Origin of the sequence: Arcicella lustrica (assembly GCF_034930985.1) — a bacterium.
GTDB lineage: Bacteria > Bacteroidota > Bacteroidia > Cytophagales > Spirosomataceae > Arcicella > Arcicella lustrica.
Window position 1 is genome coordinate 150,865 of the sequence record NZ_JAYGIM010000005.1, and the last position, 24,143, is coordinate 175,007.

The 24,143-nt window shown below is 35.4% G+C and carries 16 protein-coding genes and 1 tRNA gene; 7 read left to right on the plus strand and 10 right to left on the minus strand.

Going from position 1 to position 24,143, the window contains the following annotated elements:
- Positions 1–393: 393 nt before the first annotated feature.
- The 6 genes from VB798_RS07430 to VB798_RS07455 form a co-directional block, all read right to left on the minus strand.
- On the minus strand, positions 394–1,497 hold the full coding sequence (locus tag VB798_RS07430; protein ID WP_323257523.1) for a Fic family protein: 1,104 nt from the start codon (positions 1,495–1,497) through the stop codon (positions 394–396).
- 258 nt (positions 1,498–1,755) lie between these two features.
- Entirely contained in the window at positions 1,756–2,544 is a 789-nt protein-coding gene (locus tag VB798_RS07435; RefSeq protein WP_323257525.1) for a restriction endonuclease, read from the minus strand.
- A gap of 83 nt (positions 2,545–2,627) precedes the next feature.
- Positions 2,628–4,754: an ATP-binding protein gene (locus VB798_RS07440; protein ID WP_323257527.1), complete on the minus strand. Its 2,127-nt coding sequence runs from the start codon at positions 4,752–4,754 to the stop codon at positions 2,628–2,630.
- Between the two features lie 5 nt (positions 4,755–4,759).
- Positions 4,760–6,190 (minus strand): SIR2 family protein, encoded by a 1,431-nt coding sequence (locus VB798_RS07445; protein ID WP_323257529.1) that lies wholly within the window; start codon positions 6,188–6,190, stop codon positions 4,760–4,762.
- A gap of 1,004 nt (positions 6,191–7,194) precedes the next feature.
- Complete coding sequence (locus VB798_RS07450; protein WP_323257531.1) at positions 7,195–8,526, minus strand: radical SAM/SPASM domain-containing protein; 1,332 nt, start codon at positions 8,524–8,526, stop codon at positions 7,195–7,197.
- The gene (locus tag VB798_RS07455; protein WP_323257533.1) at positions 8,477–8,665 is read right to left on the minus strand and encodes a hypothetical protein; all 189 of its coding nucleotides are present in this window, start codon (positions 8,663–8,665) and stop codon (positions 8,477–8,479) included. The genes VB798_RS07450 and VB798_RS07455 overlap by 50 nt, the downstream gene beginning before the upstream one ends.
- A 165-nt stretch (positions 8,666–8,830) precedes the next feature.
- Here VB798_RS07455 and VB798_RS07460 point away from each other — a divergent pair, with 165 nt between their 5' ends.
- A complete protein-coding gene (locus VB798_RS07460; protein WP_323257535.1) occupies positions 8,831–9,079 on the plus strand; it encodes a helix-turn-helix domain-containing protein in 249 nt (82 codons plus the stop codon).
- Between the two features lie 556 nt (positions 9,080–9,635).
- Here the strand turns inward: VB798_RS07460 and VB798_RS07465 are convergent.
- The 3 genes from VB798_RS07465 to VB798_RS07475 all read right to left on the minus strand — a co-directional run bounded on the left by VB798_RS07465 (position 9,636) and on the right by VB798_RS07475 (position 14,618).
- Positions 9,636–12,119 (minus strand): S8 family peptidase, encoded by a 2,484-nt coding sequence (locus VB798_RS07465; RefSeq protein ID WP_323257537.1) that lies wholly within the window; start codon positions 12,117–12,119, stop codon positions 9,636–9,638.
- Positions 12,120–12,187: 68 nt separating this feature from the next.
- Positions 12,188–13,186, minus strand: coding sequence for an AAA family ATPase (locus tag VB798_RS07470; RefSeq protein WP_323257538.1), 999 nt, complete (start codon positions 13,184–13,186; stop codon positions 12,188–12,190).
- A gap of 226 nt (positions 13,187–13,412) precedes the next feature.
- Positions 13,413–14,618, minus strand: coding sequence for a site-specific integrase (locus tag VB798_RS07475; protein WP_323257540.1), 1,206 nt, complete (start codon positions 14,616–14,618; stop codon positions 13,413–13,415).
- Between the two features lie 439 nt (positions 14,619–15,057).
- On the opposite strand from VB798_RS07475, the gene VB798_RS07480 reads away from it, so the two are divergent.
- Positions 15,058–19,764 (plus strand): hypothetical protein, encoded by a 4,707-nt coding sequence (locus VB798_RS07480; RefSeq protein WP_323257542.1) that lies wholly within the window; start codon positions 15,058–15,060, stop codon positions 19,762–19,764.
- A gap of 67 nt (positions 19,765–19,831) precedes the next feature.
- Here VB798_RS07480 and VB798_RS07485 read toward each other — a convergent pair whose 3' ends face one another.
- Complete coding sequence (locus VB798_RS07485; RefSeq protein ID WP_323257544.1) at positions 19,832–20,050, minus strand: hypothetical protein; 219 nt, start codon at positions 20,048–20,050, stop codon at positions 19,832–19,834.
- A gap of 266 nt (positions 20,051–20,316) precedes the next feature.
- Between VB798_RS07485 and VB798_RS07490 the strand changes: the two genes are divergently transcribed.
- The 5 genes from VB798_RS07490 (at position 20,317) to VB798_RS07510 (ending at position 24,139) form a co-directional block, all read left to right on the plus strand.
- Entirely contained in the window at positions 20,317–21,654 is a 1,338-nt protein-coding gene (locus tag VB798_RS07490; protein WP_323257546.1) for a BatD family protein, read from the plus strand.
- A 56-nt stretch (positions 21,655–21,710) separates the two neighbouring features.
- Positions 21,711–22,823: a chorismate synthase gene (gene aroC, locus VB798_RS07495; protein WP_323257548.1), complete on the plus strand. Its 1,113-nt coding sequence runs from the start codon at positions 21,711–21,713 to the stop codon at positions 22,821–22,823.
- A 3-nt stretch (positions 22,824–22,826) separates the two neighbouring features.
- Positions 22,827–23,267, plus strand: a complete 441-nt coding sequence (locus tag VB798_RS07500; RefSeq protein WP_323257550.1) for a nucleoside deaminase — start codon at positions 22,827–22,829, stop codon at positions 23,265–23,267.
- An 88-nt stretch (positions 23,268–23,355) separates the two neighbouring features.
- Positions 23,356–23,967, plus strand: coding sequence for a superoxide dismutase (locus VB798_RS07505; RefSeq protein ID WP_323257552.1), 612 nt, complete (start codon positions 23,356–23,358; stop codon positions 23,965–23,967).
- Positions 23,968–24,063: 96 nt separating this feature from the next.
- Positions 24,064–24,139: transfer RNA gene (locus tag VB798_RS07510), tRNA-His, on the plus strand.
- The last annotated feature ends 4 nt before the right edge of the window (positions 24,140–24,143 follow it).

A 24,143-nucleotide genomic window follows, 5' to 3' on the forward strand; every position in this document is an offset into this window, starting at 1 on the left:
CTTTCCATTCTTACAGTTGTTAAGAATTTGGGGGACAAGTATTATGTTAATTTATTTTTGTCCCCCAAATAGTCCCCCAGAATTGATTAATGTCGAGAGGAATTGGTCATGTTGGGGAAACAAAAGAGTACGATGAAACGCCTGAAAAACTATGTTTTTCAAAGAAACTTAAGAACAAACAATGTCAGTAAAAGGGGGAAATGGCTCCTCGAGCAGGATGCTAAAACGACCAATTACATCTTTGAGTATCTTAATTTTCTGCAATTCACTTTTCTGCTTTGGTCCCCAAATAGTCCCCGATATACTGATAAACTCAGTATAGTGAGATTAAAATATTACATCATGTGAACATTATTTTCAATCAAAAACTAACTAACAACGATGTACAGTGTCTTACTCCAAGTTTAAACGATAACGTGTGTTTTTTAATTTCCCCGTCTTATGCAGCACGCCCATATCCACCAGTTCCTGCAAATCTCTTGTCGCTGTCGCACGAGATGTGCTGGTTAAATTGATATACTTCTGTGCTGTAAGTCCCTCAGTGAAACTACCTGGCCCATCTCTCAGCATTCTGGCTAGTGCTTTACTTTGCCGCTCGTTTAAAGATCCGGTGATTCTTTCATAAAACTTAGATTTCTTGATAATAAAGTCGACAAGTTCCTGCGTATAAGTTTGGGCCTTTAAAATTGTCTCACCAAAATAAAGTAGCCATGAAGAAATCTGACTGTTTTTATTATTCCACTCTAATGCGTTGTAATAATCCTTTTTATGCGCTTGGATTGTACGAGAAAGCGCAATTAATGTCGGTTGTCCTAAGGATTGAGCCAGCGCTTTTTCAGCAATAGCACGACCGATACGTCCATTTCCATCCTCAAATGGGTGAATGCAAACGAAATAAAGATGAGCTATTCCTGCACGTGTTAAAGCAGGTAGTGCATTACTGCTACCTGGTGCCGTTTCATTAAACCAACTGATGAAAGCTGACATCTCTTTTGGCATCTTATCTGAAGGCGGCGCTTCGAAATGAATAATAGGCTTTTGCAACGGTCCGGATACGACTTGCATCGGTTCTGGATCAGTTCTGTACTTGCCGATTTCCTTTATCTTCGAGTTTCCTGACATTAACATGCCATGCCATTTGAATAGTGTCTCATGCGTCAGTGTGTCTGAAAAATGTTGATATACATCTGTTATCAGTTCGGCAATGCCCTGCTCTGCTGGCGGAACGCGTGTGTTATCAGTTGCCAAACCGAAATTCCGACGAATAGACGATTGGATACTGTCACGGCTTAGGCGTTCACCTTCAATCTCGGAGGTTCGCAATGCCTCCTCGCTTATTAGCTCAATGGTCAAACGATTTTTATCGTCCTCGGCAATGTGTCTGATAGTACCTTGCAAGTAGCCGGAATTCTTTTGAAAATCTGCCTCAAGATTCTCCAATGCCAAAGCATCGAACTTAAAATTAGGCCAATCTTCTTGCTGCCAGTTCCATTCCATGAACTATAAAATCTCCTTTTATAGCTCAAATAATAACACAAAATGAGTTATAAAACTATTACTTTTAACTCAATTATTAGGTATCTATGAGTTATAGATAGCAAATTCTACGTAATATGCAATAATTCCAATTATTTGACATTATGGAATTTATACACTATCGTGTTCACGATAGTGTATATGATAAAATGTTCACCAAATTCTTTTCTAAGAATCTGGTGAACAGAAGGCAAAGTTCAAACTAATGAGGAAAACGTTTCATTCATCATTATCCCTATAATCAGTATTGATGTACTTATCTCGTAAAACTCTAAACTCAGAAATGGCAACCGCACCAAATTTCTCTACCAGGTGTAAAAATTCTAAGTAGCCTGTTTCTGTTAATATATTTTCTGGAACGCGCCGTGCAATATGCTCTTGATCTTCAAGCTCCTGAGATAGAATATTTATTACAGGTAACAGTGGAATTGGCTTATTACCTAGCATTCTTCCATAATGGGTGTAATTCATTACGATGTGACCGAGAACATCATATTTATCTTTAAGAGAATAATATATTTCTTTATCTTCTCTAGACATCTTGTCAAACCATGCTGGTAAAATAGGTTCACTATAAGTTAATAGAGGATTCAACCTACTTGCCATTTCCTTTGAGAAATACACATCATACCATGTCTCAAAAAAGAATGTTTGAAATTCTTCCCATGTCACTAGTTCAATATTTGTTAGTTCAGAAACGTTGAAAGCCCCCTTCTGAAAGCCATTTAATGAGATGACATAGCCTACGTTAGCACCCAGATCACCAACCACTGACCTAAAGGCATGAATTACATTTTGTGGGATACGTGACTTCCAATACTTACACTCGCAAATGATAGAGTATTTTCTGCCTTTAATTGTTTCAATTGCATACACATCCAGTTCCACACTCCCTCTAACAGTCTGAACTGTCTTCTCGGTTTCAACACTAAAACCGCATTGTGTCAAAATATCGGACACTTTATCTTGTAAATCCGACCAAGTATTTGGAATTGAGCTTGTTATCATTATTTATTACTATGAATTCTTAGCATATTGCTACTAAAATGATATTTTGATTCATATCAATACGGATAGTTTTGAGATAGATCCTATTCTCTAGCAAGGTATTTATTTCCATTTTCCCAGGCTTCAGTAATCCCTTGATAATCAGGAAAATTGGCAGGTTTATCTGCGGTCCAGTTTTTAATAAATTCCGGATTGTTACTGTTTGGTCTTGGATTAGCTGTATTCATTCTGGCCTGTACTGGCGTACGAACAGCATCCCCCATAATAACAACATGCTGCTGTGGTAAGATTGGTAATTGTTGTAAGATATCTTCATTAGCAGCGGATACTAGTTGCCGCACATATTTCTGGTCTTCTGGATTTTGAAGACGATGAATAATAAACGAGTTGCATTGTGATAAAACCGTCTTAGACAGTTCTGACGGTCTTTGACTTGAAATTAGAAGAGAAATGCCATATTTTCTTCCTTCCCTAGCGATACGTTCAAATACTTTTTTAGCTATAGATTCTTTGTCTCCTCTATTTTTTTCCGGGATATAGTTTTGTGCTTCTTCAAGCACTATACAAACAGGGAATTTTCCACGCTCAACTTCAGAAAACCTAGAAACAAATTCCAAAATTAGTCTTCCAATAATACCCGTTATAGTTTCTAGTATTTCGTAAGGTAAAAGAGACATATCAACTATTGTCACTTGACTGTTGATGTCCGGTGTAAGCTTTTCTTGTCCTGTTTTTTCAAGTTGATCTTTGTAATAAGACGAAAATGTATCTGTTTGGTCATTTTGATAAACCTTACAGAAATCTCCCAAAACAAAAGAAATAAATTTAGCCAATGCTATCGATACCACTGTACTTTGGTTAAGAAGCAATGGTTGTGAAATTCTCTCATCTGTAAGATATGACTGTAACCGCAATCTTAATGTAGAGACGAATTCTCTAAGACGATTTCCTGAACTCTCGTTTTCTTCAATTGCTTCATCGAAAAATCTTTCTAGCAGTTCCTTAAAATTAAAATAAACTGGTAAGTCGATATTACGCTCTTGCGAAATTTCTACATTTCTAAGAGAAACATTATAAAGCAACATCTGTTCTGAAATATCTTTGCTAACTGTTGCAAGAACCTTGGTGCTCACATTACCATTTACGTATTGAGCTGGTTTTGAAAGTTTTACTTTTTCACCTTGGAGTGCTTTTAAAGATGCTATGATCTGACTTTGATCAAAATCAATCTCAATAGTAGCTAATTCATCAATGAATAAATCAAGATCCGAGAAAATAAAATTTTTAATATTAAAATCATTTTTATTACAATCTGTAATAACTGAATCTAGCTTTGAAATATATGCTTGAGGAATTGTTTTGTTAGTATTAGCCGCTAATTGGCTTTTGGCTAATCCAATAGCCCGTTTTAAGATTGGTGCTTGAGTTCCAGAAGTAGGCTCAAATAGGTACTCCATGTCAGCAAAATTCATAAACCAAAATGGAACTTTTAGGCCATCTTTGTCGATATTAAAAGGATTGACTAATCCAAAATTTTTATAAGGTGCCTCATCGGTACCTTGAAATGCTGCTTTGTATTCACCATTTGTATCAAAAATAACAATGTGTGCATTTTTGATCTTGCTACCATTATAATCAAAATCAAACAAGCTCTGCAGGATAGAAGCAACAGTACATGATTTACCTGATCCAGTATTTCCAAGGATGGCAGCGTGCTTACCAAAAAATTTATCGGGATTTATTTTGATACGGTAATCAGTAAATGCTGGCGATGTACCAACCGGTAAGTAGTAATCTTCAGAAAAATCGATCTTATCTTTAGGCTTTTGGTCAAAAATGTTGTCTAAATCTTTTTTAGTAACGTAGCATACCGGATTGTCCAATATGGGATAGTTATAAACACCTTGTAAATATTTACCATCATCACGAATTGTACCTATCATAGTCGCAACTAAATATCTTGCCGACTTCGTTAGGAAAATCGCATCTTTATCACTGCCTAACTCAGTCTCATCAATCGCCCTAACCCTGGTTACCATGGCTACAATCTTATCCGGGCCTATTGGAATTATAACGTAAGAATTAATTCTAGCTACTTCATAGATATCCTCATATCCACTCTTATAAAGACTTTTCAAATCTTCATCCAGCTTGATAGATACACGAAAACTATCAACTGCGAGTACGCGTCCAATGCTTTTCTCATCCATAGTTACTAATCTTTCATATCTGAGTTAAAATATTTATTCAGCGTATCAGCAACCCTATCACAGCTATCAAAAGAATTAGAATCAGGCATCAACGTATCAGCAAGCGTTAGAAAATCACCAAAGAAATCTCCTTGTAGAATTATAATCCGAGCATCATTCAAATTTTTGATTCTCTCAATATGGTGATTATTCTCCGTTCCATAGAAGTCAACTATTATTAATGTAAAAGTTGGGTTCGAGAGTGCCTGAAAAATGATATCGTTGAAGTGCTCATCTGCAAATGCATAACCTACAGTTACCAGCACTGATTGTGACTGGGTTATGGTAGCGGAAAATTGTCTAAATAATTCTGAATATGGTAGATCCAGTGTATAAGATTTTTTTACTGCTGCGGGATATACAATGATCTCTCCTTTCTTTTCAAGAGACTCAATTAATGCGAGCGGCATCTCTTCAATCCCATACAGATTATTTGAATCAATTTTATCTGAATTTACCCAAGACAAAGATCCATGGAGTTTGAAGTAGCGGACAACTTTTTCAATTCGTTGTACTTTGCCTGATGTTGTTGAACCAGGATAAAAAATATCATATTCAAACGTTTCTGGTTTAAAAAATCGCTTATGAAATCCTGAAAAACCGTCAATATAGTGTACTCCCAATCGGTCAAACGCGTATTCAAATGCAAGATCATAATTAAGTGTAAAAATATTTGCGCGTCTTAGATTTAATGGTCTTTGAAGCAGTGATTTAAGAAATTTTTCATGAAAAATATACTTGTGCTCGTTCTGTAACAATTTTGCATGCCCGTTTTGAATAGGATACGCACTATTCATTTTATTTTTAATCAACCATTTTGGAATGTCTCTATTATTGACATCGCAAACTGAAAAAAGTCCTTTTTTTATTATCAAGATGAGTTGCTTTATATGATCTGTTCTGGCTACCGATGTATTAGCATCAAGCACATAATCTTTTGCTAATAGATAGTTTAGTACTTTTTCGAATTCGATAGCAATTTCACCTGAAGATCCATCTCTGATAACATTACCATCAATACTAAATGACCATTTATTGTCATTAACAAATTTTGTCTCGCCTTCTCCCAATTTCGCCTTTTCAGTAGCAGTCCATTTAGCTTGCAATTCCTCTATGGTTGTCAAGAATTCAGTATAGACACCTTTGAAGTCGTCTTCATTATCTGCAACTTGGATATATTGTTCAACTTCTACTGGAAAATTGCGAATACTTACTGCTCCTAAATGGATCGAAGTACCTGATCCAAATAGAAAACTCACGTTATCTAACTCGAGGTAATTTTTAAGTAATAATTTAATTTTATCTATGGGTTTTGAATTTTCACCTGACCATTCCGGAAGTTTGTCAGTGTTACCAATAAATATTTTGTTCTTGGAGGAGTCGAATAAATCAGTCATAATTACAAATTTCTCAAATATAATATAAAAAGAATTACTTGCACTATTCAGGCACAAGTAATTCCGATAATTACATTATAAGCTAATTTTCAAATATTTAGCTATCAGAATAACTGCATCCCAGGACCCGAACTGAGGATGAGTTTAGTACTAGATATTGTTTATATTAATGGAAAAATATGTCTATTAAACATAAATTGTACGAACCTGGCTGAACAAGATGATGGGAACGCATTTTTGTCTCTCAAATTGAAATGCTGACCATGTCTAATTGAAAAAAAAACAACGAAATCAACAACTAATTGTTGAATATTTTATTTCTAAAAATCAAATGGATAATTTAAAAATACAGAAAGTTAGATAAATATGGAAGTTTTGGCTCCTCGATTGGGTAATTTATCTAAGTTTAGTTTAGAACATTGAGCCGTTATGTAAAAACTAAAATACTATATCATGCCATTAGGAACTGCTATTAGTAATCAAATGTCTAGTAAACCAATTAAAATCTCTCTCGAACGAGAACTTGTTATCATAGATATCACTATAATTAACTTTGAGTGTTATACGGGATAATTGTTTTCTCACCAAATCAATTTCTGTATCCTTTACATGATACTCAAATCCTCTTTCAAAAACGACGAAGTACGCATTAGGCAGTACCACCCTCCTAGCTACATCATTGACTAAAACATGCATATAGGATGTTGAAGGCATATCAAGACAATCTTTAATGTAAGCGTAAGATTTTCCATTCTTGATAAAGGTGAGCTTGTCGATAATCATCGGCCCCAAACCATTATTTCGAATGTAGACATAAATTTTCTTTCCGTGATCCCCGAGGTCTATTTGGATCAATGGCCGAACACTTTTCCTATTGTGGGTGCGTTGCAGATAAGCCTGATAAAAGGTTGCAAGAAGTGCTAACAATGAAATTGTGATAGCCCACATGAGTATCCACCATGTTCCAAAGCGTTAAAGGGAAATGCACGTCCGCATTTCCCAAGTTATACAATCCCATAATCTTGCAGTAATTTCAATCGTTCCCATGCGTGTAGTTCATATATCAATGGGATAAACTTATGATAAATACTGCATTGTGGATCTTTGCCATCAATCCGGTATACCGGACACCCACTGGTACAAATAGACTTGTACTTACATAATCCACAATCCTTTGATTTCATCTCTTCAAGGTGATTGCCCTGCTCGATCATATCTACCAGATCCATGTCCTCATTGAAGATCGTAGTAGAGAGTTGTGACTGATCTCCGAAGTTGACGTGGCAATAGTTCAGTGTGCCGTCAACATAGATAGCACCTCCCGAAAAGCCTGAAGCACAGGTCTGAAAGCCCAACTCATTTGGCTTCAGATCGCAAAACTGATGACGGTTTGAAAAGCTCCACCCAGACTGGATTGCCTCTTTCATAATCACGTAGGATTCCGTCAGATATTTTTCCAACAGTTCTGCATTAATGTCCTGTCCCTTTACAATCGAATACCGAAACGGGACGTTCAAATCAATCAAATAGCGGGTCAGATCAGGCAACCCTTCCAGATTGTTATTGTTTATGACAGTGCTAGTTGATACCCTGATACTGTTAGATAAAAGGTTTTTAAGATTGTTATCAATGATCTTATAGGTTCCAGCTCCAGATCTGTATTTTCTGTTAGAATCATTATAATTTTCTATGCCGTCCAGAGATACGCCGTAGCTAATATTATATTCCCGCGAGAAATCCAGAATTTCGTCTGTTAAAATGGTTAGGTTTGTAATAAATGAAAAGTCTAGTTCACATCCTAGATCTTTTACCAATGCTTTCGCAATAGGTATAAATGCTTTCCAAGATTTGAATTGGCTCATAGGTTCTCCTCCTGCTAACCTGAATTTCACCTTAGTTATTTTTCTTTTTTTAACTGTTACAACCAACTTGTGCAGTAATTGCTTCTTTGTAGTGTCAAGCATTCCATTGGTAGTATTCAACGTCGAAATATAGCAATAACTACAAGTGAGATTACATTTATTGGTTGTATGTATCCAGAAATTGAGTGACTTTGGGCTCTGAGGCTTCTGAGGTTTACTGAAATCATTGTCAAACCGGATGATCTCTGTTTTAGAAAGGATGCCGAGGAATCTATCTAAGACATCAGCTTGAATTGAGAGTTTATCACAAAGCTTGGAAATACTACTCTGCCCATCAATTGCCGAAAGGATATGGTATTGAGTATTATTCAGAATCCGCATTGAATTCGGATAAGAACAATTTACTGCATAAAAATATCCAGCTTCAATTGGCCTTATCAGTAGATCTGGCGATTTGATTGGTATCAAGTTCATCTTGGTCGGAAGTTAAAATATATCCTATACAATCGCAATCCGTATTACGTAATGAAAAGGTCAATTCATTAGGCCCTATCAAATTGCTTAAAAATAAAAAATCATCGAAAAGAATGTCATTTGTGCTGATAGCTGCCATACAAAAAGTTTTTTGAGTTTCTAGTATTTCTAATTACAATGGACATGTTCAATTGAGCATCTCCTAATTAAAATTAATTACACAAATATATAAATTTTGAGAGTTTGTTATAAGATCTTATAACAAATAAATTTTTGAAAACCTCTTTTTTTACAAAAAAAAGGAATGAAAGAGGAACGAGACCTGATAAGACTCCAAGAAGTTGGCCGTCACCTTAAAGACCTAAGGTTACTTGCTGGTTTAAGTCAAGATGAGCTTGCGGCAAGATGTGACTTAACAAAAAGTAACATCAGCAACATTGAAAATGGAAAGAAAGATTATTTTTTCACTACATTTTTGGAGTATGCAAAAGCTCTAGATGTGCATCCTAAAGAACTTCTAAATAGGGAATTCGAATTTATTAATAAATATTAGCTTATTGCAATAATGATGAAATCGAGGGCATGCCCATTTGATTTTGCTAAAACTGACAATTATATTCATGACAAGTTTGATTAAAGATATAAATGAAATTCCGTTGCAGATGCCCAGCCTGTTTAATTAACATCCTACATAAGAGACCGGTTCTGACCTTGTACCGATTGCCAACGAGCTATTTAATATAATCATCTTAAAGAGGCTCGTCCGTGAATTGTCACGGATCTCAGCAGATATATTTAAGAGGTTGGGGGTATCAATATCATCTCCAATCCGCAAACAGTGCATCCATAGTTGTCAAAACCCTGCTTGTCCTTTCCTAGATCAGTCAAACCTGTTGTAGATACGTTTTCCCAAGAAGTTGAGTAAGGCTGGTCATTCTCCGAAGTCTTTTCAACACCATTATGTCCATTAGGGCAACGGAAATATCTATAAGTTCTCATCGTCATAAGGCTAATCCATTACAGTTATATTAAATATATCAACTAAAATCTAACTAGGTACAAATTGATCTTCATAAGATATAAACTCTTAGTGTCAAACGGTAACATGATTAATTTATAGCTACTTCTGTTTCACTTTCAGCTTCGATCTCAACTCGATTTTCAGATCGTATACTTTCATAAATCGGAATGTTGGCTCCTAAAATTTCGACTGATACAGTCAAAGCATATGGTATTCGACGGTGATCTTTATCCCAACCTTTGTGTCCTCTCACAGAGAAACCAATTTCCTCGGGCAATTCATATGATTTCAGAATAACCCAATCCTTTTGAATTGTACTGTTATTCCTATTAAGGCCATCAACAGATCCCCAATCACTTCTTTCACGAATTTTCCACTTAATTACTTCCCCCGAATCGTCATCTTCAACGACGTTATCTCTATCATTGTTTAGATCTACCAAAGTTCTCCCTGTGAATACTTCAAATTTTTCATCTAGTTTTGATGATGTCCAGTCTAACCAAGTAGACAAATATGATTTTGTTTTTTGTCTAGTTCTTCTAACGTTAGCCGTGTAGGAAAGTGTTACCTCTATAAGAATATCAAATTCATTACCAGGATTCAGTAACTCAGCTGGTAACTTTAAGGAAAAAAGATTGGCTTCCTCCGCTTTAATAGTTCCAGTATTGTAGAACGTGATCCGGTGGTCTGAATTTCTTGTAACCCTGTCAAGAGAAGGTAATCCGTAACCAAAATGGCGGATACTATTGATCGTAGGATTAAAAAAATGATCTGAAGGTAATCTAGCACCTTGCACAATTAATGCTCGAATAAGATTAACACCTTCGTCTGGATACAGCTCCCAAAGTAACGATGCGATATGTGCTACCTTAGGTGTAGCAAATGAAGTTCCAGCGCTATCTCTTCCGAGTGCAGTCCCACCATGCAGAGTAGATCTTATAAGTTCCGTTGAAGTTTCAGTATGATAGTTTATTTGTCTCATACCGTTATTAGACTCAACCATACCACCTCCATATTCTACAACATCAGGTTTGATGTGTCCCCATATACCGGTTCCAATTCTGGAATAAGCTGATACTTCCTCTACGTCACCGATTGATGTCCAGTTGTGGTCAGTAAAAGTTGAATGATTTATTGATCCCACAGACAAAGCAAAACTACTCTGTGCAGGATTGCTTAATCTACAATCTGGTTCTTCCAGATAGTTTGGATAAATTAAACCATTTGATAGGTAGTATCTAATATCATCCTTGCTGATATTACCAGCTGCTATTAAAAACAATACATTATTTTCATGCATCAACTTATCAATCGAGGTTGCCCATGTTGACATATGCTTGAACCTGTAGGGAGCGCGCGAACCAACAGACAAGTTAAAAATTTTACAATCAGCGTTATCTGCGACAACTCGTTGCATCAATTCCGCAGGATATTTGTCCGTCAGTTGATTGAGGGCGTTTAGAATCCGTACATTACGAATGAAACACGGTAATTGATAAGGTTGATTAATTTGTGAAACTCCTTTCGGAAATAATACAGCTCCTGCGACCTTAGTACCATGCCCACCACCAGCGACATAATCTGCTTTAGAAGCATCATTTTTTAAATATGATAGTGAACGTGTAGGGTCAATCGCAGCAGAAATGTATTTATTACCCTCCATTATTCCACTGTCGATAACGGCAACCGTTACTGCGGATGCATTAGGAGGCAATATTTCAATATCTATTTCATTGTTCTCACCGGTTCCACCTTCAATTCCGGATACCTCTTCGATTTCATTAACTTCGAACACAAACTGGTAATTGGTCACTAAATCCTTTAATCCTATTCCACTAATAGCCACCTCACAACCAAAACTATCGCCAAATTCAACTATACTGCTTATTAAACGACCGTAGGTAGCAATAAACTCTTGAAAGTGATTTTGGCGCTGGAGCAGAAGCTCATCCCTTTCTACTTGTTTTCTTCTATACTCCTCTAATCGTTTTTCCCCTCCCTTTTTTAATCGATCAGGTTCGCTTCCTATTGACCGTGAGAATGCAACTGATACTTCGAGATTATAAGTTGTTGTGTCGACAATCTCATCCCATTTAGAAAAAAGTTGTTCAGATAATATACGATCGCGTCGCCAAGCTGAGCGATCACCGTCAAATATTGACCAAAAGTCTGCTATTTGAGCCGTTCCATGGCTTGAGTTAATAAAACCGTTAATTTTTTCCTCGAGAGTTCTAAAATTATCTAGCGACGCCCCAATAATAAACCCATCTTCTTCCTCTGAAATAATCTCAATTCCAAATCTTTCGAGATCAAATTCAGGACCTATTAAACCTGGATTAAATTTTATAAATATGGGAACTATATCTGTGTCAATAGCTGCAAGGTCATTACTTCTGTCATCGAGAGAAGTGTGCCAGTCCGATTTTGTACTTGTAACCCAACGTTGTAATTTACCAGCGTGGACAGACCGATTGCTTTTATTCTCATCCGATATTCGACTTCCTCCGCCACCCGTAAGCCGCGGCCTTCCAGAAACTTTTCCGATGAAGTTTAGGTGTGGAAATTGCTCCATATTTATCCTGTGATGTTTATAATAGGACTCTTTTTAATAAAATCTTCATTGTAGAAATTGCTCCATAATTATCTATTGATACTTTCATTCTCTTCAAAAGCTTTATTTAGATCATCCATCGAAATTTCGCTGAATGAGTTAATTATGGCTTTTTTAGCAGCATCATTAGCTATTTTAACAACAATAGCATACGACATTCCGAGCATTTTCTTAGAAAAGCTTTTTAAATCAACTTTTTTCGTTGTCTTTAAGGCTGATAACGAAATTTTTAGAATTTCAAATATTTCTTTCTCTCCGGGTTTCGGTAATTCAATAAAATCATCAAATCTTCTAAATAAGGCTTTATCTAAGCTTCCTTCAAGGTTTGTAGTGGCGATTAATATCCCTTGTCCATCATACTCTTCTAACAATCCTAACAAGATATTTACAATCCGATGAATTTCTCCAACGTCATTTGAAGCCATATCCCTCTGCTTACCAATTATATCAAACTCATCTAGTAAAAGAACACACGGATAATCCTTAATACTTTCGAACAAAGCTTGAAGGTTTGATGCTGATTCCCCTAGATATGATGATATGATTGAATCGAACCGTACTTTATAAAATGGTAGCCCTAAATCCCAAGCAATTCTTTCTGCGGCCATCGTTTTACCGCAGCCAGAAGATCCGTATAAAATTACCTTTTTTCTAAATTTAAGACCAAAATGAGCTAATCGTTCTCGTGCAAAATATTCTTTTTCAACTCGTTGTATCTTTTCTTCAACTTCCGGCGTTAGTACCATTTCATGTCTCAAATACTCATGTTCAACATGGGTAGCTAACGGTAAGCGATATCTCCTGTCGACCGGAATCTTATATTGACCATCCTTAACAAGCCTAAGGGGTAACATAGATTTGCCACCCTCCTCAATATTGCTGGATAAAATTGTGTTCAACTTATCAGCTAGCCTAAGGTGTCCCTTCTTTCTTTCATCCTCAATAATGCTAAATGCAACTTTAATTAAAGGCGTTTCACGACTTCCTTCAATAGATTTGAATAAACGTGCGAGCAGTGCTTGGTTCATTGTTTTGCCTTTTCACGAAAATAAACAATTTATTTCGTTAATTTTATTATTAATTTTGTCCTCACTTACATTACAGAAGTAACGTAAGTTTATCACAAATATCCAATACTATATACTATTAAAATAAACATTTATAAACAAATGTTTAAAAGAAAAAATAATATGCCATAATGAGTTGATAATTAGATGCTTTTATTTATTCATCAATGGTATTACTGTCGCTAGCTTATACCCCAATAACCAACTCTAGAGCATCATCAGCTGTCTTGTTAATAAAATTACTTTGATAACCCATAGTGGTTTTAATATCGGAATGACGATAAAGCCTCTGAAGAACGTTCGCTGGAATACGATCTGCTGATATCTGTGCGAAGGTGTGTCTCGCAATATGCATAGACAAGGCTTTTGTTAACCCCATCTTGTTTGCAACATTCTTCAAATAGTCATTACAACTTCGAACTCTTGATTTTATATAGCTTTGAACCTCATACAATTTGGATAAGTCAGGCATTTTAGCCAAATCAAAAAAGACTAAATCGTGAGCATTCGAACCCTGCGGATATTGTTTCAGGATTTCAAGCACCTTATCCGGAACCTTTAACGATCCAGCTTTTAAATTCTTACCCATAGTATAGTAAAGACGATCATTTTGAAAGTCAGACCATTTAAGCCTCAAAACATCGGACACACGCATTCCAGCGAAATAGAACGAAACCAACCAAAGATTTCGGGCATGGTTTTCACTAGGTGGCAAATCCAACTCTTCAAGTAATTTAACTTCTTCCGCGTTTAAACCAATTTTCAAAGTATCTGGAAACTTGATCACGGTCTTACCTTTACCGAATGGATAGTTTTTTCTATCCGTAACCCCATCTGCAATAGCCCTATTATATATCGTTCTGATTACGACTAAATGATTGACAGCTGTTCTCTCATTAACACCAAATGTTCCAATCAAATATGCTTTAAAGTTTTTCAATAGGCCAGGACTAATTTCAGAAAAATTTATGTCTTCATTTTTGAGAAATGTTTTAAATTTTTTTACTCTAGGCTCGTCTGCTGATCTTTGATTGAATTTCCCAGTAGCTTTTAGCTGATTAAGGTAGAGTTCTGCTTGCTTGAAGAATGTCCTATCCTTGGAGGCTGTAACTGCTTTTTTAATTGCCTTGGCAGAAGTATCGGTATTGTTAGCCTCCATCTCAACAAGCTTATCAGTAGCTTCAGCAACCTTCTTTGCAATTAAATTATTTAGCCGTGCGGAGTTTGGGTGTGACTTCTTAATAATTTGCTTTGCACCGTCCCAATCCTTTAGCAGAATGCTATGACCGATGCTTGTTTGTGAAATCTTCCTGTCCTTTATTATTCTTAAATAAAGGTTATGTTTACCCTCTTTATTTGGAGTTTTTCTAAGAACGATGCTTACTGATGCCATATCCTATCTGTTTGATAAACAAATATACTAGATTACTGCCAAACATTTGCCAAACAAATCTCGTTTTTATAAATTATTTTATAATCTAATGTACTCATAACTATCTAATTTATAGACTATACCAATACATATAGCATCATATTAAACCATAAATTACAGGACTTAAAATCCTGTGAACGCAAGTTCGTACGGGTTCGATTCCCGTCCCCGGTACATTAAAAAATAAACTCTTTAAATTAGCATTTTGCTTGATTTAAAGAGTTTATTTTTTTGTCCATACTTCTCTTATTTTTCATTACTCCTTCTTCTGTATCATCTCAAATGATGATATTTGTACCTTAGATTTCTTTCAGCAAATCATTCAACATGAATACTTCGTTTGGTTTAAAATACTAAACTCCATGATTTCGTTTATTTCTTGAAGCTAACTCCTACAATAATGACTATAAAACGCTTTTATTTAACTTTTGGAATAATCTTATTTTACTTGTCTTCTCAAGCACAAGGACTTAAACTTTCTGAGAAACCTGAGGAATTTTTAGCGGATGTAAAAAACGTCTTAGCGGCTTCTGGAAACCCACAAGCAAATGCAATTGCTCAGAATTTTGACCAGAACTGGAATGCTGGTAAAATCGCTGAAACACAGAAAGCATCTCTCGCAAAAGTTGCTAGTTTTATGCTCAAAAAAGGCTACAAATCGCCACAATTCATTCCTTTTTTTGATGCAATTAATCTTGGGTTGAACAGCGGAGTACTTACTCTGTCTAGTTTTGATAACTATTTAAGTACACTTCAAAAATCTGTAGAAACTGGGGATGTAAAAACCACAACCAGATTCATTGATCTTTGTAGGCTATTTTTCAAAAACAATAGTCTTTACTTCACAAATTTCAACCGATTATATGCTTTTAATGGTGCTGTAAATTTTAAATTCAACGAACAGAAAACAGAAATTTTTAAACCTGAAAAAACAAATACTCCAACTAGTGCAACAGAAACGCCCAAAAAAGCTGCTTGGGATGAATGGGATGCGCCACTTCCATCAAACAATAACACTGCTACAGCACCACAAGCTGAAGAACCAATCGTTCAATTTCTCAATGCTGGTCCAAGCATAGAATTCAATAATATTAATTTAGCAATCGTTACTGCCAACGATTCTGCGATTGTTCAAAACACAAAGGCTTTTTTGGATATTAAAGATGGAAATTTGATTGGAAATGGAGGAAAGTTTTCTTGGGAAACAGTTGGAGTGCCTGAAATCTTTGTCAATTTAGACAATTACAGCATGGCCATTAGAAACCCAAAACTTTTGGCAGATATTGCCACGCTTAATTATCCGCAAAAATTGTCGAATCCTATAAAAGGTATTTTTGAGTTTCAGAGTAGAAAAAGAGTAAAGAATAGTTTGGCTATTTTTCCAAGGTTTATGTCATTGCAAAATGATGTTACTTTAAAAAACAGCTCAGACATCGACTATACTGGTGGTTTCACCATCGTTGGCACTAAAATATCAAGTGCTTCGGTTCAGTCTAAATATGCTACAATTTTAGTCAAAAAAGATGGAAAAACGGCTTTCAAAGTAATTAGTAAACGTTTTGATATTAGTGATTCATTGATTACTTCTCCTTCTGCTATTTTTACAGGTTATTTTGCTAGTCAAGATTCCCTCTATCATCCGTCCGTAAAACTGAATTATAACCGTCAATTAGAATATTTACGCCTCAACAAAGTAGATGACGGCGGTTTTAGAGAATCATCTTATTCGGATAGCTATCATAAATTAGATATTACTTCAGACGTAATGCGCTGGAATCTGAAAGATAAAAAAATGGATTTCATGATTGTTACTGCCAAGAACATCGTTCCAGCTTTATTCGAATCTTTCGATTACTTCAATCCAGAACGTTTTGCGAAAATTTCTGCTAATTACAGTTTCAATCCTTTATTGGTTGTTTCTAATTTCACAAAAAAGAATAATCTTCAATCAACCACAGTAAGTGAGCTTGCTCGTGCATATCAAAAAGATGCGAGTGCCTTAAAATCTGTCTTTTTAGAAATGATGCAAAAGGGTTACTTCGACTATGACCCAGATGTTGAAAGGTTAAAAATTTCAAGAAAAGGCTTACATTATTTGGCGGTTTATGGAGCTAAAAAAGATTATGACAACTTCTTGATTCCTTCTTTTTATGCTTCTAGTGCTAAAGATTCTACCGCCAATGCTTCTTTAGATTTGAATAACAATCAGTTAATCATCAGAGGCGTTAAGCAATTTTATCTTTCTGATTCGCTCAATGTTTACATGGCGCCTTACGATAACATTATCAAAGTAAATAAAGACCGAAACTTTGGAATCAGTGGAGAACTTAAAACAGGGAATTTCAGATTCAGAGGAAGAGATTTGTCTTTTAACTACAATGAATTCAGTGTTAAACTAGACAAGATTGATTCTATTACTTTTATTCCACAAAAAGAATTGGCTAAAAAAGGTCGTACTGAAATTGGTGGAGACTTGAAATATGAAGCTGGTGTAATTTATATCAATAAACCTGACAATAAATCTGGACGCCAAAGAATGCTGAATTATCCTCGTTTGGTTGTTCCGACTGGTGTTACTGCTTACTTCGACCATCCTTGGCGATTGGATGGCATTTACAACAAAAAGATTTACTTCAAAGTACCAAGTATCGACTTTGATAGCTTGAATGTGAAAGACATTAATTTCTTCGGTACTTTTTACTCTGATGGCATTTTCCCTCCTTTCAAGGAAACATTGATTTCAATGCCCGACAATACTCTAGGCTTTAGCCATAAAGTACCTGAAGGAAAGTACAATTTATACAACAGCAAGACTTTTGTAAAGTTTACGTCAAATTTATTGATGGATAGCAAAGGTTTGCATACCGAAGGAGAAATCAATCACCTGACGGCTCAAATTAAGGCAAAAGAAGCCTTATTTACTGCCGATTCAGTCACAGCCAACGGAACAACGGGGATTATCAACGAAGGTGAAGTTGGCAAAGCTTATTTTACCAAAGTTGCTATCAATAATTTTAAATTGAAATGGCAACCCAAAGTTGATAGTATGTTGATTGAAACTCAGAAAAATACTTTCGACTTTTACGCTGGTAGTTCAAAACTAGAAGGAAAACTTTTGGTTCGACAAACGGGTTTGTTTGGTTTTGGAAAAGTAAAAAGACAAGACTCTGAAATTAGCTCGAATAATTTCAAATTTGGTAAAGGTGTTTTCACTGCTGAATTAGCTGATTTATTTGTTGGTAACACAATGAGTGCCGCAAAACCTGCTCTACTTGGGAAGAAAATGAATATCAATTTCAATATTCAAACTGGTTTGGTTAATATCAAAACACCGACGAATTTGAAATTAGAGGATTCTACCAGTTTATATTTCCCATATACGGCTTATCAAACTTCCATAAACAGCGCTGAATGGGACATCAATAAAAAATTAATTACGATGAAAGGTGATGTAAAAACTACTACTTTTTCATCGATGGAACCAAGCCAAGAAGGTCTTTCTTTCAGCGGTTCTGAAGCTTTGTATAATATCGAAAAACAATCTTTGAATATCAATGGCGTGCCTTTTATTAGAACCGCTGATGCAAAAATATTTCCAGACAAAGGAGCAGTTTTTGTAAGTAAAGATGCTGAAATGAAAGATTTTCATCAAGCTAAAATCATCCTAGATACGGTGAATACTTATCATCGTTTGGTTAATGGAAATATTAAAATTCTATCAAAATCAAAGTTTGAAGGTGATGCTATTTATCGCTACGTAAACACAATTGGTGATACGTTAAATATCAAAATGGGAAGTTTCGATTTTAAAGAAACATTTCTTGATAATCGTAAAAAAACAAAAGGATACATTACGACTGCTAAAGCAAGTATTGAACAAAACAGTAAATTTTTCCTAACGCCTAAGTTATTGTTCCGTGGAGAAATTAGTATGGTTTCAACTGACAAGAATCTTACGTTAAATGGTTTTATTCGTCCAGATACAAAAAATAAAAGATATGATTCTAATTGGATTGCTTACAAAGGAAGTAGCCGTGATAGTGTAAGTATCGACGTTCAACCTACTTTGATGGGCGAGACAAATACGCCATTATTTGCGGGACTTCATTTTAGAACGGCTTCGAGTGGCTTGTACACTACTTTTTTATCAAATAAAGAAGACGCAAAAGACGAAGACATTTTTGTAGCAAAAGGGGCTTTCAGAGATATTCCGAAAACTTCTCGATTTGAAATTGGGGCCGACGACAAAACGCAGTCTTACGAAGCCAATCGTTATGTTTTTGATGATGCCAAAAAGACTTTAAAATTAGAAGGAGCTTTCAATTTCTTTAATCCAAATACTTTATTGCAAACATCTGGTTTTGCAGAAATGCGAATTGACAGCGGGAAACACAAGTTCGACCAAATGTTAGTTCTAAATTTCCCAATGCCTACAGAAGTATTGAAAGCAATGGCTGATAAAATTGTTAAGGTAAATTTAGATTCACGTGATAATACAAGTGCTGATGAACCTGAAGACAAGGAGAATTTATTATCTAAAATTGCGAATATCATTGGTGGAAAAACGGTAGCACCATTTGAAAGACGATTGAAAAATGAGCATGTTCCGCTCTTTTCAATTTCTTCAAAATTCAATACTACGATGGTGATTTCTAAAGCTAATTTGCGGTATTCAGAACAGCAATCTGCTTTTTATACCGTTGGAAAAATTGCCATTGCCAATATTGGCGGAACCGACATCAATGCTGAAATTGAAGGAATGTTAGAAATCAAGAAGACAAATGAAGGTGATGAATTCTATTTGTATCTCGAACCTTCAGAAGATGTTTGGTACTTTATGGGCTATTTGAAAAACGAAATGGGTGTAATTTCTTCAGATGGGGAATTCAACAATGCAGTTGCGGCAAAATCTAAAGGTGTTAAAAAAGGCAGTGGCAAAAATGCTTATGCTTTTCTTGGAGTAGGTGCCGAAGAGAAAATCGCTTTTACCGAAAGATTTGTAGATAATTACAGAACCAGAGTTGAAAAAGGCAAAAAAGTAGTCAACAAAAAAGAGGAAAAACCAAAAGTAGAAAAGAAGAAAGAAGAAGTGAAAGAAGGTTTTTAAACATACAAAAGCCCAACAAAATAAATTTTGTTGGGCTTTATCAATTTCGTCAGTGTGTTAGAAAATGCTAAGCTGATAGTCCTATCATTTTTCTACGAATTCTATTAAAACATTTCTCAATTACTTGCTTGTAGGTTTTACCAAATTTATCATAACACCATACTTGCAATTCTTTTACTTCATCAGATAATAAGGTCTTGATTGCTTTTTTTAATTCTTTCTCGAATAACTTTGCATCAAAACTAACTTTTTCCAATATAACTTTGACATAGTTTAAGGTAACCATAGCTTTTAAAGGATTTAATAAAGTAACAATATAAATCTCCAACCAAATTTATAATACAAATACCTGTAAATCAAGCATTTTACATAAAATAATTAATTGTTATTTTATATTATTCAGTATTAATTTTTTGAACGTTTATTTTGACAACGGTGAAACAAAAAAAATATTATATAATTATTTCAATATTTTTTTATTTTTTAATAAGCTTTTATTCAAAGGCTCAAGACAGTGATGTATCGCTAATTTTAGGCGACAAGAGTATTTCTATGAATGAACCCTTCGTGGTGACAGTGGTTGTAAAATACATTGGCGAAGCTCAAGTACCTACTTGTAAGTTTCCTGATTTACCGAATTTCACAAAAAAGGGCTTCTCTCGTTCTACCACACATTCGTATGTAAACGGACAAACAGTTTCAACTTGTAACATCACACAAAACTATTCTCCGCTAAAAATCGGCACTTTCAAAATTCCTTCTTTCAAAGTAAATGTGAATGAACTCAATTTAAAATCAGAAGGATTTAGCGTGAAAGTAAGTAAAGTAATTTCAGATAAAACCAGTACTGAAAAAAAAGACATCGTTGATTCGAATGAAGATTTTACGGATTTTATAGAAGGAAATCAAGCCGAAATAGTTAGCTCTAAAAACGATGCTTTCCTAAGTTTGAGCACCAATAAATTCACTCTTTTTACTGGTGAAGGTTTTACGGTTACACTAGCATTTTATGTTGCCGAGAATAATCCAACAGAATTTGAATCTTACCAAAATGAAGTTCAAATTCCAGAAATCACTAAAAAACTAAAACCTGAAAACTGCTGGGAAGAGAGTTTTGGTTTAACCGAAATGCAACAAGGACAATTAGTTCTGAATGGCAAATCTTACACTCAGTACAAATATTATCAGGCTACTTTTTACCCATTAAATAACAAGCCTATCGTTTTTCCTTCGGTCAGTTTAAAACTGATAAAATATACCCTTGGAAAAAATGGTGAAAAAATACCTGAATTCACCACTTTTAAAACTAAGCCGTTTATCATCAAAACAAAGGATTTACCAAGCCATCCTTTAAAGCAAGAAGTATCTGTTGGAGATTTTTCATTGAAAGAGGTAATCAATAAAAACAGCATCAATACTGGGAAATCGGTTCAATATCGCATTCAAATTACGGGTGATGGCTACAACATTAAGCTACCAGAAATGAAAAATGATAGCCTTTTTGACTTTTTCCCTCCTGAAGTAAATTCAAGTTCATATCCAGAAAATGGAAAAGTTGTTAGTACAAAAATCTTTACTTTTCTAATTATTCCGAAACAGGCTGGTAACTTTGCACTCGGAAAGTATTTTAAATGGGTATTTTTCAATACAAAAACTGACAAATACGATACTTTACAATCAAAACTCCAACTAAAAGTAAGTGGAGCAACCATCAAAACTGCTGATACTCCTTTAACGGTAATTTCAGTTTATGATGGTTTGAAAGAAAAAGATTCGTCAGAAATCCCCAATGACTTCAGTAAATTTTTGAAAGATGAAGCCAATATTCTGATTTCAATTATGCTGATAGGAATGGTTTATATTTTATTACCCAATAAAAAACGAAAATAAGTAAGCGCAATCAAAAGAATGAAATAACATTTTTTGTTATTTCTCATACAACTCAAATGAGCAGTACATACGGTAAATTATTCAAGATTAGTACATTTGGCGAGTCGCATGGCACAGCAGTTGGTGTAATTGTTGACGGCTGTCCGGCTGGCATTGACTTCGATTCATCTTTTATTCAAAGCGAATTAGATCGTCGCAAACCTGGGCAATCCAGAATTACCACACAACGCCGTGAAGCCGATGAATTTCAAGTACTTTCTGGAATTTTTGAAGGAAAAACAACTGGTACACCAATCGCTATGATGGTTTTGAATGGCGACCAACGTTCAAAGGATTATTCACATATTGCCCAACAGTTTCGTCCTTCGCATGCTGATTATACTTATACAGCAAAATATGGAAATCGTGATTATCGTGGTGGTGGACGTAGCTCTGCTCGTGAAACAGTAGCTAGAGTAGCGGCTGGAGCATTGGCAAAATTGATATTAAAGCAAATCGGTGTCGATATTAAATCTTATGTTTCGCAAGTTGGTAAATTAAAATTATCAACACCCTATCAACAATTAGATTTGAATCTTGCCGAAGAAAATGCCGTTCGTTGCCCAGACCCAGCAGTAGCACAACAAATGTATGATTTGATTGATGAAACCCGTAAGAAAGGAGATTCAATCGGAGGCGTTGTTAATTGTGTAATTACTGGTACACCAGTTGGTTTAGGCGAACCTGTTTTCGATAAACTTCATGCCGAATTAGGAAAAGCGATGTTAAGTATCAATGCTGTAAAAGGTTTTGAATATGGAAGTGGCTTTGAAGGCGTTGAGATGTACGGTTCAGAACACAATGATGAAATGTTTTTGGATGAACACAATCGTGTAAAAACAAAAACCAATCATTCAGGTGGCGTACAAGGTGGAATTTCTAATGGTGAAGACATTTACTTTAGAGTTGCCTTTAAACCTGTAGCGACCATCATGCAAGACCAAGACAGCGTAGATGCTGAAGGAAATGCTGTTGTGGTTTCAGGAAAAGGACGCCACGACCCATGCGTTGTACCACGTGCAGTACCGATTGTAGAAGCTATGGCAGCCTTAGTATTAGTGGATTTTTATTTAAGAAACCGTGCAACTAGCAAAGTTGCTCAAGAAATTTCTTCTGATTTACCTTGGTAAAATATGTTTTTTTCTGACGAATACTTTATGCAAATTGCCCTTCAGCAGGCCGCAATTGCCTTTGATGAAGGAGAAATTCCAGTAGGAGCAGTTATTGTATGTCAGAATCAAATTATCGCTAAAGCATATAATCAAACTGAAAAACTCAATGATGTTACAGCACATGCTGAAATGTTAGCGATTACTTCGGCGGCTCAAACTTTGGGTTCAAAGTATTTAAAAGATTGTACTTTGTATGTTACTTTAGAACCTTGTGTAATGTGTGGCGGTGCAATTTTTTGGTCGCAATTAAATAGAATTGTTTGGGGAGCATCGGATGAAAAAAGAGGTTTCAAAAGAGTAAATCCATCTATCATTCATCCCAAATCAATGGTTACATTTGGCGTTTTACAAGATGATTGTGAACAAATATTGAAGAGTTTTTTTAGTCAATTAAGAACTTAATTATCATTTTGATAGTTTTTGAAACAACATGAGTAGAGAATGTTCTCGAACTCCTTAACTATATAATTAATAATAACTCCTTATAAAAATGGCATTCGTATTAGACCCTTTACCTTATGCAAATGATGCTTTAGAGCCTCACTTTGATGCGTTGACGATGGAAATTCACCATGACCGTCATCACAATACTTACGTTACTAACCTTAATGCTGCTGTAGCAGGTACAGAATTAGAAGGCAAATCTCTTGAAGAATTGGTTTCTGAAGTAAGTAAATACTCACCAGCAATTCGTAACAATGGTGGAGGACACTGGAATCATACCTTCTTCTGGAATATTCTTTCTCCAAACGGTGGCGGAGCTCCAGTAGGTACTTTAGCAGAAGCTATCACTGCTAAATTTGGTTCATTTGAAGCATTCAAAGACGAATTCAAGAAAGCTGGTTTAACAAGATTCGGTTCAGGTTGGGCTTGGTTAGTTGTTACTGCCGACGGTTCAATTGCTGTTTCTTCAACACCAAATCAAGATAATCCATTAATGGATATTGCTGATGTAAAAGGTACTCCTATCATCGGTATTGATGTTTGGGAACACGCATATTATTTGAAATTCCAAAACAAACGTCCTGATTATATCGATTCATTCTGGAACTTGGTAGATTGGGCAGGTGCTGAAAGCCGTTTCCAAGCAGCTAAAGCTTAATAAGTTATAAAATAATAGCAATTTTTTCGTGATATTTTCATTGAAAAAATTGCTATTTTAAAATTGACTCCCTACCTTTGCAGTCCATTACAACACGGAGGTTGTAGCTCAGTTGGTTAGAGCATCGGTTTGTGGTTCCGAGGGTCGTGGGTTCGAGCCCCATCTTCCTCCCAAGG

Excerpts from the sequence above, each read along its gene's own strand:
- VB798_RS07505 (WP_323257552.1), top strand. The coding sequence starts at position 23,356 with ATGGCATTCGTATTAGACCCTTTACCTTATGCAAATGATGCTTTAGAG.
- aroC (WP_323257548.1), top strand. The coding sequence starts at position 21,711 with ATGAGCAGTACATACGGTAAATTATTCAAGATTAGTACATTTGGCGAG.
- VB798_RS07445 (WP_323257529.1), bottom strand. The coding sequence starts at position 6,190 with ATGACTGATTTATTCGACTCCTCCAAGAACAAAATATTTATTGGTAAC.
- VB798_RS07475 (WP_323257540.1), bottom strand. The coding sequence starts at position 14,618 with ATGGCATCAGTAAGCATCGTTCTTAGAAAAACTCCAAATAAAGAGGGT.
- VB798_RS07440 (WP_323257527.1), bottom strand. The coding sequence starts at position 4,754 with ATGGATGAGAAAAGCATTGGACGCGTACTCGCAGTTGATAGTTTTCGT.
- VB798_RS07435 (WP_323257525.1), bottom strand. The coding sequence starts at position 2,544 with ATGATAACAAGCTCAATTCCAAATACTTGGTCGGATTTACAAGATAAA.
- VB798_RS07460 (WP_323257535.1), top strand. The coding sequence starts at position 8,831 with ATGAAAGAGGAACGAGACCTGATAAGACTCCAAGAAGTTGGCCGTCAC.
- VB798_RS07490 (WP_323257546.1), top strand. The coding sequence starts at position 20,317 with ATGAATGAACCCTTCGTGGTGACAGTGGTTGTAAAATACATTGGCGAA.
- VB798_RS07485 (WP_323257544.1), bottom strand. The coding sequence starts at position 20,050 with ATGGTTACCTTAAACTATGTCAAAGTTATATTGGAAAAAGTTAGTTTT.
- VB798_RS07500 (WP_323257550.1), top strand. The coding sequence starts at position 22,827 with ATGTTTTTTTCTGACGAATACTTTATGCAAATTGCCCTTCAGCAGGCC.
- VB798_RS07465 (WP_323257537.1), bottom strand. The coding sequence starts at position 12,119 with ATGGAGCAATTTCCACACCTAAACTTCATCGGAAAAGTTTCTGGAAGG.
- VB798_RS07430 (WP_323257523.1), bottom strand. The coding sequence starts at position 1,497 with ATGGAATGGAACTGGCAGCAAGAAGATTGGCCTAATTTTAAGTTCGAT.
- VB798_RS07470 (WP_323257538.1), bottom strand. The coding sequence starts at position 13,186 with ATGAACCAAGCACTGCTCGCACGTTTATTCAAATCTATTGAAGGAAGT.
- VB798_RS07480 (WP_323257542.1), top strand. The coding sequence starts at position 15,058 with ATGACTATAAAACGCTTTTATTTAACTTTTGGAATAATCTTATTTTAC.
- VB798_RS07450 (WP_323257531.1), bottom strand. The coding sequence starts at position 8,526 with ATGAACTTGATACCAATCAAATCGCCAGATCTACTGATAAGGCCAATT.
- VB798_RS07455 (WP_323257533.1), bottom strand. The coding sequence starts at position 8,665 with ATGGCAGCTATCAGCACAAATGACATTCTTTTCGATGATTTTTTATTT.